Genomic DNA, 15,572 nt, shown 5'->3' on the forward strand with positions numbered 1-15,572 from the left:
GGATATTGTGGCCGAACACAACGAATAGTAGCGCTGAAAACCCTAAATATATGGGGAAATCGTTGCTTTTTTGCTTCAGAGAAAGGCCGTTTCGTCGAAAGAACGCAATTTCCGGCTGTGCAGACGCTCTAGTGGCATGCCGCGCAGATGTTCCATCGCACGTATTCCGATCGCCAAATGGCGGCTGACCTGTGTGGTATAGAACGCCGAAGCCATACCCGGCAACTTCAATTCCCCATGCAGCGGTTTGTCTGACACGCATAGCAAAGTGCCATAGGGGACACGGAATCTGTAACCATTCGCCGCAATGGTGGCGCTTTCCATATCCAACGCGATGGCGCGCGACTGGCTGAGGCGTTGCACCGGCCCGGACTGGTCGCGCAACTCCCAGTTGCGGTTGTCGACCGAGGCGACGGTGCCTGTGCGCATGATCCGCTTCAGCTCATACCCCTCAAGTTCCGTGACCTCGGCCACGGCCTGTTCCAGCGCCACCTGAACCTCGGCCAGCGGAGGGATCGGCACCCAGACCGGCAGGTCATCGTCCAGCACCTTGTCTTCGCGCAGATAGGCATGCGCCAGCACGAAATCGCCCAACGCCTGCGTGTTGCGCAGCCCCGCGCAGTGACCGACCATCAGCCATGCATGCGGTCGCAGCACCGCGATGTGATCAGTGGCGGTTTTGGCATTCGATGGCCCAACCCCGATATTGACCAGCGTAATGCCCGACCCATCCTCACGCTTCAGGTGATAGGTCGGCATCTGCGGCAGCTTCAACGGTTGCTCCAGAGTTCCATCCGCCTTGGTGATCTGCACATTCCCGGTCGATACAAAGCTGATGTAACCGCTATCGGGATCGGCCAGTTGTTCGCGCGCGTAGTTTTCGAACTCGGACACATAGAACTGGTAGTTTGTGAACAGCACGTGGTTTTGGAAATGGCTGGGATCGGTTGCCGTATAATGAGCCAGACGCGCCAGTGAATAATCGACCCGTTGGGCGGTAAACAGGGCCAGTGGGCCGTCTTCGTCTTCGTGATCGTGAACGCCGTTTACGATGTCGTCGTTTGTGGTGGTCAGGTCCGGAACATCAAAGACGTCGCGCAGTGTGAAGCCGGCCGCACCCTGATGGGGTACGACCAGATCGGGATTGTTCGCCACCGCGAAATGAACCGGGATCGGCGTATCCGAAGCTCCGATCGTCACCGGTTGATCGTGGTTCTTGATCAACAACGCGATTTGCTGAGTCAGGTAGGACCGGAACAGATCAGGCCGCGTGACGGTGGTTGCATGCGTTCCAGGCTCGGAAACATGGCCAAAGCTCAAACGGCTGTCGACCTGCGCGTAAGACGAGGTCTTGATCCGAATTTCAGGATAGAAGGCCCTATACCGTTCGGTCGGGGTTCCCTGCTCCATCGCCTTGGCAAAGCTGTCGCACAGAAAGCGCGTTGCTTGTTCATACAGTTGCTCCAGCCGGGCAACGGCGGCAGCCGGGTCGGTAAACTTTTCGGCGCTGGGCACGTCGGGTGTTTTTATTATTGTCATGCAAGTGGTTCCAGAAGGTCAATTTTTTCAAATGTGCGCACGTCGATCAGCCCAAGGTCGGAAATCCGCAATTCGGGGATCACCACAAGGGCCAAAAGCGAGTGCTGCATATAGGCATTGTTGAGGGTACAGCCGCAGGCTTGCATCGCCTCGACCATTTGGTCAGCCTTGGCCGCCACGTCAGCGGCAGGGCTGTCGGACATCAGTCCGGCAATCGGTAATTCGACCAAGGCCAGTTCCACGCCATCGCGGAAAATGGTGATGCCGCCTCCGACTTCGGCCAGTCGGTTCGCGGCCAGGGCCATCTGATCGCGGTCGGTTCCCACAACGATCATGTGGTGGCTGTCATGTGCCACGGTGGAGGCCATGGCCATCTTGCCCTGATAGCCGAACCCCGAGACAAAGGCGTTCGTGACCCCTCCGGTCGCGCGATGGCGTTCGACCAGCGCGATCTGGCAGACCTCACCTTCGCCCTCCACCAATCCTTCGATGATCGGCAACTCGGCCTTGAGCGCCTTGGTTGGCGCCTGATTTTCAACGACGCCAATCACGTTGGCCTGCACGCGGTTGGCCCCGGCGGGCGCTGCGATCTCAAAATCATCAGCGGCGAGCGTATGCCCCAGATGGACGGTGTTCCGTGCGGTCTCGGGCCAGTCGAGATGCGGGCAATCCACCGTGATTGCCCCGCCTTCGGCCACAACCAGACCGCGGGCGATGACCATTTCAATCGGCAGTTCGGTCAGGTCAGAGCTGAGAATGATATCCGCTCGCCGTCCCGGAGTGATCGAGCCGATCTCTCGTTCAAGTCCGAAATGCGTGGCCGTGTTGATCGTGGCCATTTGCAATGCGATCAGCGGATCGCACCCGCAGGCGATGGCATGGCGCACGACCCGGTTCATATGACCGTCATTGACCAATGTCCCCGAGTGGCAGTCATCCGTGCACAGGATGAAATTCCTTGGGTCCAGCCCTTTCTCGGTAACGGCCGTGATTTGGCTTTCCACGTCGAACCATGCCGACCCCAACCGCATCATGGATCGCATACCTTGCCGAACCCGCGCGATTGCGTCCGCTTCACAGGTACCTTCGTGATCGTCTGCTGGTCCGCCCGCGACATATGCCGCAAAATCAGGCCCTAAATCAGGCGAAGCATAATGTCCGCCGACTGTTTTCCTCGCATTTTGCGTTGCTGCGATCTCGGCAAGCATCTTGGGGTCGCCATTGATCACGCCGGGAAAGTTCATCATCTCACCCAGCCCGATAATGCCGGGCCAGGACATTGCTTCGGCAACGTCCTGTGCGGTGATTTCATAGCCCGTTGTTTCGAGACCAGGCGCAGATGGTGCGCAGGATGGCATCTGGGTATAGATATTCACGGGCTGTAGCAGTGCCTCGTCATGCATCATCCGCACGCCGTCCAGCCCCAACACATTGGCGATTTCGTGCGGGTCGGTGAACATGCTGGTGGTTCCGTGTGGAATGACCGCGCGGGCGAACTCGGCCGGTGTCAGCATCCCCGATTCGATATGCATATGGGCATCGCACAGGCCGGGCAGCATGAAGCGACCATTTGCCTCGATGATCTGGGTCTCGGGTCCGATGCAATGCGAAGCGTCCGGTCCAACAAACGCAATGCGCCCTGATGCAATGGCGATGTCGTGATCTGGCAGAACTTCGCGGCTATGCACGTTTACCCACGACCCGCCGCGGATAACCAGATCTGCGGTTTCGCGTCCTGCGGCGACAGCGATCAAACGGGGGGCGACATCGGGCCAACTTGGGAAAGGTGTGTATTCCATGGCCCAACTTTCCTGAATGCTGGGAAAGGTTCAACCCCTGCTGAACAGCTATCATGAAACCGTCACGCAGCGCGCCAGCGCTGCCCGGCCCAACCAGAGAAGATGCCCCTTGTGGGCATTGCCGATGGGCGGGAGCGTTCCGTTACGCTTGAAGATCGCTTTCAATCTCGCGGCGCACCCAATCGGCAAAGGCCAGGGCCCCGGGTGTTTCTTCGGCCTGAGGCGACAGCAGCAGGTAATAGGCTTCGGGCATTGCCGCCCGATGATCGAAAGGCGCGATGAGTTTGCCCTCGTCAATTAATCTGCGGGCGATGGTGTCATGGGTCAGACACAGCCCACCACCTGCCATCGCCACCGAGAGGCTGACCAGATAAGTTGTCGAGTAGGTGATGGGCGGTTTCTCCCATATTAGAGCCTGTTCTTCGACCCAGATTTCCCAATTCGACAACAGGTTCGAGCAGTCGAACAACGGATGTTGCTGCAAAGTTTCCAGCGTGACCTGATACCCCGGCGCGCAGACGGGATAATAATGATCGGTCCTTAATAACTCGGTGCGTACCGTATCTGAGGGACGCAGAGAGTACCGGATCTCTACCGCAGCACCTTCGGCCATTTCCCGCGGTTCCCAGAGCTCGGTAAAGATGTTCAACTGAACCTCGGGGTGCTGCGCCCGAAATTTTGGAAGTCGCGGGGCAAGCCAGTTCACCGCAAAAGTTATGTTGCTTTGAACCTGCACTGCGTTCTGCTGTGTGCCGGTGACGGCCTGTGTGCCCCGAACCAGAGTTCGAAAGGCGTCACGCACAACCGGCAGGTAGGTTATTCCGGCTTCCGTCAGTTCCAGTGCGCGGGGCCTGCGCAAGAACAAGGGCTGACCCAGATACCCCTCCAGCGACTTGATTTGCTGACTGACTGCGCTTTGCGTCATGTTCAGGTCCCGCGCGGCACCGGTGAATGACAGATGGCGTGCTGCGGCCTCGAACGTGCGCAGCCACCCCAGCGGAGGAAGAGAATTCTGCATTGGCATAACTCAAGCATAAGTTTGACTAATGGATTACTTGCGTTTTTTTCGTTGGTCAAACATCCGTAGCGAAGGCAGGCTTTTTGCAGTCCGAAGCCACCCGACAGGAGCCTGACATGAGTGTCACCAATCTGCGGCCCAATATCGACCACTGGTCCGAGCGCGTGAACCTTGCCGCGACTTTCCGGTGGACGGAACGGTTGAACATGCATGAGGGCGTGGCCAACCATTTCAGCCTGGCTGTCAATTCAGACGGAACGCAGTTCCTGATGAATGCCAACCAGATGCATTTCGCGCGGATCAAAGCGTCAAACCTGTTGCTTCTGGATGCAAACGACCCGGATGTTATGACCCAACCGGGCGCTCCGGACCCGACAGCATGGGGTTTGCACGGGTCTATCCACAGACGCTGCCCTCATGCGCGCTGCGTGATGCATGTCCATTCCATTTTCGCGACGGTCCTTGCCTCGCTTGCTGACAGCACCCTGCCGCCGATCGACCAGAACACGGCAACTTTCTACGGCCGATATGTGATAGATCAGGAATTTGGCGGACTGGCCTTTGAAAGCGAAGGCGAGCGCTGCGCTGCCATGCTTTCGGACCCAAAAAAGAAAGTCATGATCATGGGCAATCACGGGGTCTTGGTCATTGGCAGTGATCCAGCAGATGCCTTTAATAGACTCTATTATTTTGAACGCGCAGCCGAAACGTACATCCGTGCGCTGCAGACCGGGCAACCGTTGCGCGTGTTGTCGGACGAGATTGCCGAAAAGACCGCACAAGAGCTGGACGATTATCCCGATCAGGCCGAAGCGCATCTGCGAGAGATCAAATCTCTGCTGGATGCCGAAGGCTCAGACTACGCCACATAAGCAGGAGGCCGCGATGACCAACGCGTCTCAGGACCCCGAAGCCGCCCGCTGGCATTACCACCCTGACGGGCCGGTGGGATTGAACCCATTATTCAACTGGCCACCGCGCCCCGCTGCCGTTTTGCAATGGTATAGTGACGCTTGGCTACAAATCACGTCGCTGACGCTTTGCATGGTTCTGGCGGTGACGGCTTACGTGTTTTTCTTTCCTGCGCTGGACACGATGCAGAGCTTCGCGCCCGGCTGGATGTTCCGCATCTGGTTGCTGAACATGGTGCCGCAGATCCTGGTCGCCGGGGGGCTTCATTGGTGGCTGTACATGCGCAAAGGGCAGGGCATGTACAAGAAATTCGATCGCCGGGACCTGACACGCGACAACGGCAACTTCACATTCCGCAATCAGGTCTGGGATAACATCTGGTGGACGCTGGGCAGCGCGATGACGGTCGCCACCGTGTATCAATGGGTGATCTACTGGGCGATGGCGAACGGATATGTGCCGACAGTGACATGGGCCAACTCGCCGGTCTGGTGCGTGGTGTGGATGCTGTTCATCCCGATGTGGTCAGGGCTGCATTTCTACTGGGTACACCGGCTGGAACATCATCCGAAGCTTTATAAACATGTCCATGCGGTTCACCACCGCAACGTGAACATCGGGCCATGGTCGGGCATTTCCAACCACTGGTACGAGAACCTTTTGTACTTCACGACCTATTTCATTCACCTGATCGTGCCGTCGCACCCGCTGCACCTGCTGTTTCATACCTATTTCCAGCAGATCAGCCCGGTGCTGTCGCATTCGGGGTTCGAAAAGCTCAGGGCCGGGGACACGGATGCTGCCCGTGCCGGGGATTTCTTTCACCAACTCCACCACCGGTATTTTGAGTGCAACTATGGTACGTCCGAAATCCCGTTCGATAAGTGGTTTGGCACCTATCACGATGGATCGGCTGATGCGACGACCCGAACGCGTGCCTTTAAGAAACAGATGTATACCTAACCTGCTCGTAACGCGCGCGGCGTGATACCGAATTCGGCCCGGAATGCCCGGGTCAGCGCGCTGGGATCGTCATAGCCCGACCGCAGAGCGACCTCTGCAATCGTCAGGTCGGTTTCGGCGACCAGCTTGCGCGCAAGATTCAGGCGCAGGCGGCGATAGACCTGCGCTGGCCCCGCGCCCAGTTCCGCGTGCATTCGAACGGACAAAGCCTTGTGCGAACGTCCGACGCGGCGGGCAATTTCGGTGATGGCCAGCGGCGTTTCCAGATTCTCCTGCATCAAGGCCAGCGCCTTGTTCACGTATCCGCTGGTCGCGCCCGCGCCCCCGGAATGCGAGCGGGCGGAATTGCGGGTCATGAAAAGCTGTGCCACCTCCAGCGCCAGCGCCTGTCCGTGATCCTGCCCGATCAGGTGCAGGACCAGATCAAAGGCGGCCATGGCCCCGGAACAGGTGATGCGGTTGCGATCAATGACGTAACGCTCGCGCCTTGTGTCGATCTCCGGGAACCGCTCAGTAAAGCTGTTGAGTTCTTCCCAATGGATCGTGGCGCGGTGACCGTCCAGCAACCCCGCGAGCGCCAGCAACCAGCTTCCGGTGTCCAATCCGGCCAGTTTTACATAACGACCAGCGGCAGCGCGCAACCCGGCCAAGGTGCGCCATCCGCCATGTGCCCGGAACCCGTAGGAGGGCATGACGAACAGAATATCCCCGCGGGCGTCTTGAAGCGTCTGGTGCGGAGCGACCTGTAATCCCGAAGAGGATGTTACGGGCGTACGGTCCAGTGACAGAAAGTTCCATTCATACAGTTTTTGACCTGCAATCGTGTTTGCCGCACGCAGGGGCTCGACCGTGTTGGCGAGGCAGTGGTTTGAAAACCCGTCGAACAGAAGCACCCCGAATTGCTGCGGTGCAGAGGGCGATTTGATCCATTTCTGCATACTTGATGACTATTTCTGCACGATAAAAAGATCAACCCGCGTCAGGATATGCTCAGCCTCAGATGTGGAGACCCCAAATGCAATACGGCCTGTCCGACGAACAAGAGATGATCGCATCGACCGTTCGCAGCTTTGTTGAAAATGAGATTTACCCGCATGAAGACATGGTCGAGCGCACGGGTGAGGTGCCGCAGGAGATCGCCGACGAGATCAAGCGCAAGACGATCGAGCTGGGGTTTTATGCCTGCAACTTTCCCGAAAGCGTCGGCTGCGCTGGCCTGAACCATCTTGAATTCGCGCTGGTCGAGCGTGAATTGGGCCGGGGGTCGATGGCGCTGAACCATTTCTTCGGGCGGCCTCAGAACATCTTGATGGCCTGCGAGGGCGATCAGGTCGACCGTTACCTGATGCCTGCCGTCCGGGGTGAAAAGATGGATGCGCTGGCGATGACCGAGCCGGGTGCGGGCTCAGACGTGCGGGGGATGAAATGTGCGGCCGTGCGGGACGGTGGCGATTGGGTGGTCAATGGCACCAAGCATTTTATCTCGGGCGCGGAACATGCAGATTTCATCATCGTCTTCATCGCAACTGGCGAGGATCAGACGCCGAAAGGCCCCAAAAAACGCATCACGGCCTTTCTGGTGGATCGCGGCACCCCCGGATTCACGATCCGCGACGGATACAAGTCGGTCAGCCACCGTGGGTACAAGAACATGGTGCTGGATTTCGATGATTGCCGCCTGCCCGATGCGCAGGTTCTGGGAGAGGTCGATGGCGGGTTCGAGGTGATGAACACCTGGCTTTACGCCACGCGCATCACCGTTGCTGCCATGTCCGTGGGGCGCGCGCGTCGGGCATTCGACTATGCGCTGGACTATGCCGCCACGCGTGAACAGTTCGGCCAGAAGATCGGCAAGTTTCAGGGCGTCTCGTTCCAGATCGCCGACATGATCACCGAGATTGACGCCGCCGACCTGCTGACTCTGGCCGCCGCTGATCGGCTGGATCAGGGGTTGCCTGCAAATCGTGAGATCGCCTCGGCCAAGCTTTACGCCTCGGAAATGCTGGCGCGGGTGACGGATGCGGCGATTCAGGTGCATGGCGGGATGGGTCTGATGGATGACTACCCGTTGGAGCGGTTCTGGCGCGACGCCCGCGTGGAACGCATCTGGGACGGAACCAGCGAGATTCAGCGCCACATCATCAGCCGCGATCTGCTGCGGGCGCTGGGCGCATGACCGCAGCGCTGACCCGTGCGCTAATCCCCAAGTCCATCGCCGTGATCGGGGGTGGGGCGTGGTGTGCCTCGGTCATTCAGCAGGCGCGCAAGTTCGGGTTCAAGGGCGATATCTGGCCCGTTCATCCCAAGGCGGCTGAGGTTGCCGGGGAACGGGCCTTCGGTTCATTAGAGTCGCTGCCGACGCCGCCTGATCTGGCCTTTGTCGGAATCAACCGGCATGCCACGATTCAGGCTGTTGAGGTCCTGTCCGCGATGGGTGCGGGGAGTGCGGTCTGTTTCGCCTCGGGCTTTACCGAGGCACAGGCCGAAGACGATACAAGCGCGGACCTTCAGGAACAGTTGATCGTGGCGGCGGGAGATATGCCGATTTTCGGCCCGAACTGTTATGGATTCGTGAACGGCTTGGATCGTGTGGCCGTGTGGCCCGACCAGCATGGAATGAAGCCCGTGGATCGTGGTGTTGCGATCCTGACGCAAAGTTCGAACATCGCCATCAACATGACGATGCAGCGCCGTGCCCTGCCGTTGGCCTTTATGCTGACCTGCGGAAATCAGGCTCAGACCCATCAGGCCGATATTGCATTGGCTTTACTGGACGATGATCGCATCACAGCCATTGGCGTGCATATCGAAGGTTTCGGTGATCTGCGCAAATGGGAGGTTTTGGCCAGCAAAGCGCGGGTTCGGGGTGTGCCGATTGTTGCACTCAAGATGGGTCGCTCTGCCCATGCGCAGGCGGCGACGATCTCGCATACGGCGTCCTTGGCTGGAGGCGATGCCGGTGCGCAGGCCTTGCTGGATCGGTTGGGAATCGCACGGCTGGACGACATTCCGAGCTTTTTGGAGTGTCTCAAGCTGCTGCATGTGACCGGAGGGCTGGACAGCAACGGCTTGGGCACCATCAGCTGTTCCGGAGGAGAGGCCAGCCTTGCCGCAGATATGGCCACAAACCGGGACGTGCATTTTCCGCCGCTGTCTTCGACGCAACGGGCCGAGTTGCGGGACGCCCTGGGACCGATGGTGGCATTGGCCAATCCGCTGGACTATCACACCTATATCTGGCGCGACACCGAGGCCATGACGCAGGCATGGGCCGCCATGATAGGCCCAGAGCAGGGCCTGACCATGGCAATCGTCGATTACCCGCACACGGATTCGACAGATTGGGACTGCGCGACGCAAGCTGCGTTGAACTGCGTGGCGCGCTCGGGCCGCCCGTTTGCCGTGACAGCAACCTTGCCGGAATTGATGCCCGAGGATGTTGCCCAACGGCTGCTGGACGGAGGCGTGGTGCCCTTTGCAGGATTGCACGAAGCGCTGGCGGCCGTGGAAGCCGCATCCCGATCGTTTGATACCCAAGCGGATCCTGTTCTGATGCCGTCCTCGGGCGATCCGAACGTCGTTCTGACCGAGGCCGAGGCGAAACTGGACCTTGTGGAATTCGGAGTGAGAGTGCCGAAGCGCGTCGTAACGCGGTGTGAAGTGGCACGGCAGTCGGCAGAGAATTTGACGGGTCCATTTGCGGTCAAAGGTATCGGTCTGGCGCATAAATCCGACCAGGGGGCCGTTCGGCTGAATGTGAGCCTTGAGGATGTGGCCCGCACCGCGTCCGAGATTGGCATGGCGGAGATTCTGATCGAAGAAATGGCACCAACCGGGGTTGCTGAACTGCTGGTCGGCGTGACGCGGGACCCGGCGCATGGCTATGTGTTGATGTTGGGCGCGGGCGGGGTGCTGACGGAAATTCTGAGGGACTCGGTGTCTTTGTTGATCCCGTCGTCGCGTCAGGCGGTCCGCAAGGCGCTGGGCCGACTGGCCTGCGCGCCTTTGCTGGAGGGCTATCGCGGCAAACCCGCAGCGGACATGCAAGCAATTCTGGATACGGTTGATGCGGTGCAAGCCTATGTCATTGCCAATGCTGCCCATGTCAGCGAAGTTGAAATCAATCCGCTCATTTGCGGCCCCGATGGGGCGGTTGCGGTGGATGCTCTGATCCGAAAGGCAAGCTCATGAACCCGGTCAAAACCAAGCGCGAGGGCGCGATTCTGCAGGTCACTCTGGACCGGCCAAAGGCAAATGCGATTGATCTGGCCACCAGCCGCGTGATGGGGGATGTGTTTCGCGATTTCCGCGACGACCCAGACCTGCGGGTCGCCATTATCACGGGGGGCGGAGACAAGTTCTTTTGCCCCGGCTGGGACCTGAAAGCGGCAGCGGACGGCGATGCGGTAGATGGTGATTACGGCGTCGGCGGCTTTGGCGGTTTGCAAGAACTGCGCGATATGAACAAGCCGGTCATCGCGGCCGTTAATGGCATCGCATGCGGGGGTGGGCTGGAATTGGCCCTGAGTGCGGACATGATCATTGCCGCCGATCACGCAAGCTTCGCCCTGCCGGAAATCCGGTCCGGTACGGTGGCGGATGCCGCCAGCGTCAAGCTGCCCAAACGCATCCCTTACCATGTCGCGATGGAGCTACTGCTGACCGGGCGCTGGTTCAACCCAGACGAAGCAAAGAACTGGGGCCTGATCAACGAGATCGTACCGTCTGATCAGTTGATGGATCGCGCTTGGGAGCTGGCGCGCCTTTTGGCCAGCGGCCCCCCGCTTGTTTATGCGGCGATCAAAGAGATCGTGCGAGAGGCCGAGGATTCCAAGTTCCAGGACGTCATGAACCGGATCACGAGGCGGCAATTGCCGACCGTGGATACGCTCTATGGGTCCGAGGACAATCTGGAAGGGGCACGTGCCTTTGCTGAAAAGCGTGATCCGGTTTGGAAGGGGCGCTAGACGCGCTCGAACAGGGCGATCAGGGCTGTGTCGTCCTTGTTTGGACCAACTGCCAGATCACCATAGATAGGGACTTCGGACAGAGTCAGGTTTTGAATCTGACCCTGTGCCATCTTGTGCAGGGCTTCCGCGAAACCCAATTTCTCATAGTGCTGCGCATTGATAGACAGTGCGAATTGCGCCCCATGCCGGGCGACGCGCAGCAATGCAGGAAGAGCTTCTGGCCCAAGGTGGCCATGGGTGAACGTGCCGGATGACACAACGCCGGAATAGCTTTCGCGCGGCACGGGGATACCTTTGTTCAGATCAGCTTCGATCGCATCGCGGTAGATATCCTTGCGCATGGCGCGGTCCAGCATTTCGGCGCTGATATCTGTGGCGTCTATTGGACCCACGCCCAAACCGGCAAGAACGGCACCGCACAACCCGGTGCCTGCGCCGACATCAAGAACCGGACCTTGGCCTCCTGCACTGACAAAGGCGCGCGCGGTGTGGACATGCAGTTGATAGTCCTCGCGCGCGGCGAACCCTTCGTCGTAGTCGCCGGCCCATTCTGCATAAAGCCGCTTGTGATCCTCTGGCGACTCCAGCGCATAGGCGGCGTGCAGGTCGGGTGTTTTGGTACTCATGCCTAAAAGAAAGGCGCATTGAGGGATTCGAATCAAGTATCTCGGCACCCAAGCTTGCATCTACCGAGATTGCAGATCATCAAGGGCGGCATGACAGGCACTCTTTTTTCCTTTGGTCACGGTTATTCGGCACAGGAAGTTTCCCGGTTGTTGAAGCCGATGGGCTGGCGGGTTCTGGGCACCACGCGGGACCCTGCGCAATCACCGGCTCTGAAGGCATCCGGAGCCGAACCCGTTGTCTGGCCCGGTCAGACGCCCGATCTGAGCGGGGTCACGCATCTGCTGATCTCGACAGCCCCGACTGCGCAGGGCGATCCTGTTCTGGCGGCCCTACGAGACGAGATCGCAGAGCGCGCTTCGCAGTTTGAATGGGTTGGATATCTGTCCACCACGGCGGTCTATGGCGATCATCAGGGCGACTGGGTTGATGAGACGACCCCACCTGCACCAACGGCCGAGCGCGGCAGGTGGAGGGTGCGGGCCGAGTCCCAATGGCAGGACATTCCGGGGCTGCCGACCCATATCTTCCGTCTGGCTGGTATCTACGGTCCGGGTCGCGGCCCGTTTTCCAAGCTCAAACGCGTCGGGATGCGTCGTATTATCAAACCCGGGCAGGTCTTTTCCAGAATTCACGTCGCAGATATTGCGCAGGTACTTGTGGCGTCGATGGCAGCCCCAAATCCCGGTGCAATCTACAATGTTTGCGATGATGAACCCGTTCCGCCGCAGGACGTGATCGCCTATGCAGCGGAGCTGCAAGGCCTGCCCCTTCCGCCTGCCGTGCCGTTTGATGAGGCCGATCTGACCCCGATGGCGCGCAGCTTTTACAACGAAAATAAGCGCGTCAGAAATGACAGGATCAAGGATGAGCTTGGCGTGACGCTGCGCTATCCGAATTATCGGGTGGGGCTGGAGTCCTTGATGACGGACGTGTGAATTTTGATAATTTTTAATTATCGCAATCATCCATAAAGAAAACTTATACGCATGGCTGGTCTTTGTTAGAACGGTTCTCGACAAGACCAGAGAGTCGCTCTTGCTCATCTCGCCTGCGCGAATTTTCGCCGTGCGTTTAGGATGGAAAAAAGTGTCATCTATATGTGTTCTTGATCGACCGAGTTTTTAGCGGCGCAACCGCGCCGGATTTTGCCAGGAATGGAGATCGACATGGACGGAAGTGATAACCCCAAGGCAGGCGGATGCCCTGTAATGCATGGCGCCGGAACCCGCTCGAACCGGGATTGGTGGCCGAACCAGTTGAACCTCTCGATTCTGCACCAGAACGCGCCAGCGTCGAACCCGCTGGGTGCTGATTTCGATTATGCAGAGGCGTTCAAGAAGCTGGACATGAAAGCGTTGAAGGAAGACCTCTATGCGCTGATGACGGATTCGCAGGATTGGTGGCCTGCTGACTACGGTCACTATGGCGGTCTGTTCATCCGCATGGCATGGCACAGCGCCGGGACCTACCGGACGGCTGATGGCCGTGGTGGGGCCTCGACCGGAAACCAGCGGTTTGCGCCGCTGAACAGCTGGCCCGATAACGGCAACCTTGATAAAGCCCGCCGCCTGCTGTGGCCGATCAAGCAGAAATACGGTAACCAGATTTCCTGGGCCGACCTGATGATCCTGGCCGGTAACTGCGCCATTGAGTCCATGGGCGGCAAGACCTTTGGCTTCGCTGGTGGTCGCGAAGACATCTGGGCCCCCGAAGAAGATATCTATTGGGGTTCGGAAACCGAATGGCTGGCCCCGACAGACAATCCGCACAGCCGTTATTCGGGCGAGCGCGATCTGGAAAACCCGCTGGCTGCCGTGCAGATGGGTCTGATCTATGTGAACCCCGAAGGCCCGGATGGAGAGCCGAATGTTCTGGCCTCGGGCCGGGATATCCGCGAGACCTTTGGCCGGATGGCGATGAATGACGAGGAAACCGTCGCTTTGGTCGCGGGCGGTCATACCTTTGGTAAAGCCCACGGCGCGGGTGATCCCGATCTGGTTGGGCCGGACCCTGAGGCCGCTCCGATCGAGGAAATGGGCTTTGGCTGGATCAACAAGTTCGGTTCGGGCAAAGGCGATGACACCACCACCTCGGGGATCGAGGGTGCATGGACCGCGAACCCGACCAAATGGGACAATGGGTTCTTTGACCTGCTGTTCGGCTATGACTGGAACCTGACCAAAAGCCCCTCGGGGGCATATATCTGGGAGCCGGTGAACGTCAAAGAAGAAGACATGGCCCCGGCTGCGCACGATCCGTCCAAGAAGGTCAAGACCATGATGACCACCGCTGATATGGCGATGCGCATGGACCCGATCTATGGCCCGATCTCGAAACGCTTCCACGAGAACCCGGACGAATTCGCAGATGCGTTCGCCCGCGCCTGGTTCAAACTGACACACCGCGATATGGGTCCGCGTTCGGCCTATATCGGACCGGAAGCCCCGACCGAAGAGCTGATCTGGCAGGATAACGTCCCTGCGGTAGATCACGATCTGATCGACGACGCGGATGTGGCCGACCTGAAAGCCAAGATCGCAGCGTCGGCCCTGTCGGTGTCTGAACTGGTCTCGACCGCTTGGGCCTCGGCTTCGAGTTTCCGCGGATCGGACAAGCGCGGCGGGGCCAATGGCGCTCGTATCCGTCTTGCGCCTCAGAAAGACTGGGATGTGAACGAGCCGATGAAACTGTCCAAGGCGCTGGATGCGCTTCAGGGCGTACAGGCCGCATTCAATGATGCGCAGTCTGGCGGCAAGAAGGTGTCGCTGGCCGACGTCATCGTACTGGCAGGTAATGTCGGGGTCGAACAGGCGGCCAAAGCTGCAGGGCACGAAGTTGACGTTCCCTTCACACCAGGCCGGACCGATGCATCGCAGGATCAGACGGATGTAGACAGCTTTGCCGTGATGGAGCCCATCGCGGACGGTTTCCGCAACTACCAGAAAGGCGACTATACCGTTTCGCCCGAGGAACTGCTGGTCGACAAGGCGCAACTGCTGACCCTGTCCGCGCCGGAAATGACCGCTCTGGTTGGCGGCCTGCGTGTGATGGGTGCGAATTTCGGCGACAGCAAGCACGGTGTGCTGACGGATCGTGTGGGTACACTCAGCACCGACTTCTTCACCAACCTTCTGGATATGGCGACCGAATGGAAGCCCGCAGGCAAGGGCGTATATGAGGGTCGCGACCGCGCCAGTGGCGAAGTCAAGTGGACCGGCACTCGTGTTGATCTGGTCTTCGGTTCAAACTCGCAACTGCGCGCATTGGCCGAAGTCTATGGTCAGGCAGATGCGGGTGGAAAATTCGTATGCGACTTTGTCACGGCCTGGAACAAGGTGATGAACGCAGACCGCTTCGATCTGAAGTAAGTCGGAAACCTTCGAAACGATGCGCGCCGTCCGAGTCTCCTCGGGCGGCGATTTCATTGGACCGACTCTCTGCTGCATACCAAGCATTGGGTACGATTCCGTCGAGGGGCCATTCGAACCCTACTATCAAACCATGAAAAATCGGGTCCGCAGAGATAAATTTGAAGGTAACCTGTTGTTTTTATTAAGATGAGCAGGTTTCCGCAGAGAAATGTGAAGTTTTTTCAAAATGGGGGTTGCAGGTCCCAGACCTAATCCGTAAATACCCCTTCACCGGCGCTGCTGAGGCGGGGTTGGGGCGCTGCGGGAGCGGCGGGGACGCTCAGGATAGACTGGGGGCATCTGAGGTTGAGTTTTAGGCGGGCGCGCTGAGTTG

At 58.9% G+C, this 15,572-nt stretch carries 12 protein-coding genes; 7 read left to right on the plus strand and 5 right to left on the minus strand.

Annotated elements, in window-relative coordinates; all coding sequences use genetic code 11:
* Positions 1-75 precede the first annotated feature (75 nt).
* The 3 genes from ACR0MS_RS19600 to ACR0MS_RS19610 form a co-directional block, all read right to left on the minus strand.
* Positions 76-1,539 (minus strand): AMP nucleosidase, encoded by a 1,464-nt coding sequence (locus tag ACR0MS_RS19600; RefSeq protein ID WP_480577623.1) that lies wholly within the window; start codon positions 1,537-1,539, stop codon positions 76-78.
* Positions 1,536-3,338 carry an adenine deaminase gene (gene ade / locus ACR0MS_RS19605; RefSeq protein WP_480577620.1) on the minus strand — a complete coding sequence of 601 codons (1,803 nt, stop codon included), beginning with the start codon at positions 3,336-3,338 and terminating at the stop codon, positions 1,536-1,538. Before ade ends, ACR0MS_RS19600 begins: the two co-directional genes overlap by 4 nt.
* Positions 3,339-3,480: 142 nt before the next feature.
* Positions 3,481-4,356, minus strand: a complete 876-nt coding sequence (locus ACR0MS_RS19610) for a LysR family transcriptional regulator (RefSeq protein WP_480577617.1) — start codon at positions 4,354-4,356, stop codon at positions 3,481-3,483.
* A gap of 116 nt (positions 4,357-4,472) precedes the next feature.
* On the opposite strand from ACR0MS_RS19610, the gene ACR0MS_RS19615 reads away from it, so the two are divergent.
* The gene (locus tag ACR0MS_RS19615) at positions 4,473-5,228 is read left to right on the plus strand and encodes a class II aldolase and adducin N-terminal domain-containing protein (RefSeq protein WP_480577614.1); all 756 of its coding nucleotides are present in this window, start codon (positions 4,473-4,475) and stop codon (positions 5,226-5,228) included.
* A 13-nt stretch (positions 5,229-5,241) separates the two neighbouring features.
* On the plus strand, positions 5,242-6,231 hold the full coding sequence (locus ACR0MS_RS19620; RefSeq protein WP_480577611.1) for a sterol desaturase family protein: 990 nt from the start codon (positions 5,242-5,244) through the stop codon (positions 6,229-6,231).
* Here the strand turns inward: ACR0MS_RS19620 and ACR0MS_RS19625 are convergent.
* Positions 6,228-7,169, minus strand: a complete 942-nt coding sequence (locus ACR0MS_RS19625) for a GlxA family transcriptional regulator (RefSeq protein ID WP_480577608.1) — start codon at positions 7,167-7,169, stop codon at positions 6,228-6,230. The two genes, ACR0MS_RS19620 and ACR0MS_RS19625, sit on opposite strands and share 4 nt — an antisense overlap.
* Positions 7,170-7,246: 77 nt before the next feature.
* On the opposite strand from ACR0MS_RS19625, the gene ACR0MS_RS19630 reads away from it, so the two are divergent.
* From ACR0MS_RS19630 to ACR0MS_RS19640, 3 genes are read left to right on the plus strand one after another with little or no spacing between them, the layout of a single operon-like run.
* Complete coding sequence (locus ACR0MS_RS19630) at positions 7,247-8,407, plus strand: acyl-CoA dehydrogenase family protein (protein ID WP_480577605.1); 1,161 nt, start codon at positions 7,247-7,249, stop codon at positions 8,405-8,407.
* Positions 8,404-10,422 carry an acetate--CoA ligase family protein gene (locus ACR0MS_RS19635; protein WP_480577602.1) on the plus strand — a complete coding sequence of 673 codons (2,019 nt, stop codon included), beginning with the start codon at positions 8,404-8,406 and terminating at the stop codon, positions 10,420-10,422. The genes ACR0MS_RS19630 and ACR0MS_RS19635 overlap by 4 nt, the downstream gene beginning before the upstream one ends.
* Entirely contained in the window at positions 10,419-11,198 is a 780-nt protein-coding gene (locus ACR0MS_RS19640; protein WP_170486533.1) for a carnitinyl-CoA dehydratase, read from the plus strand. The genes ACR0MS_RS19635 and ACR0MS_RS19640 overlap by 4 nt, the downstream gene beginning before the upstream one ends.
* On the opposite strand, the gene ACR0MS_RS19645 is transcribed toward ACR0MS_RS19640, so the two are convergent.
* On the minus strand, positions 11,195-11,827 hold the full coding sequence (locus ACR0MS_RS19645) for a class I SAM-dependent DNA methyltransferase (RefSeq protein ID WP_171123617.1): 633 nt from the start codon (positions 11,825-11,827) through the stop codon (positions 11,195-11,197). The genes ACR0MS_RS19640 and ACR0MS_RS19645 overlap by 4 nt on opposite strands.
* A gap of 90 nt (positions 11,828-11,917) precedes the next feature.
* Here ACR0MS_RS19645 and ACR0MS_RS19650 point away from each other — a divergent pair, with 90 nt between their 5' ends.
* The gene (locus ACR0MS_RS19650; protein ID WP_480577598.1) at positions 11,918-12,763 is read left to right on the plus strand and encodes an SDR family oxidoreductase; all 846 of its coding nucleotides are present in this window, start codon (positions 11,918-11,920) and stop codon (positions 12,761-12,763) included.
* Positions 12,764-12,994: 231 nt separating this feature from the next.
* Positions 12,995-15,196, plus strand: a complete 2,202-nt coding sequence (gene katG, locus ACR0MS_RS19655; RefSeq protein ID WP_480577595.1) for a catalase/peroxidase HPI — start codon at positions 12,995-12,997, stop codon at positions 15,194-15,196.
* The last annotated feature ends 376 nt before the right edge of the window (positions 15,197-15,572 follow it).

Source organism: Ruegeria sp. CJ2 (assembly GCF_056536745.1).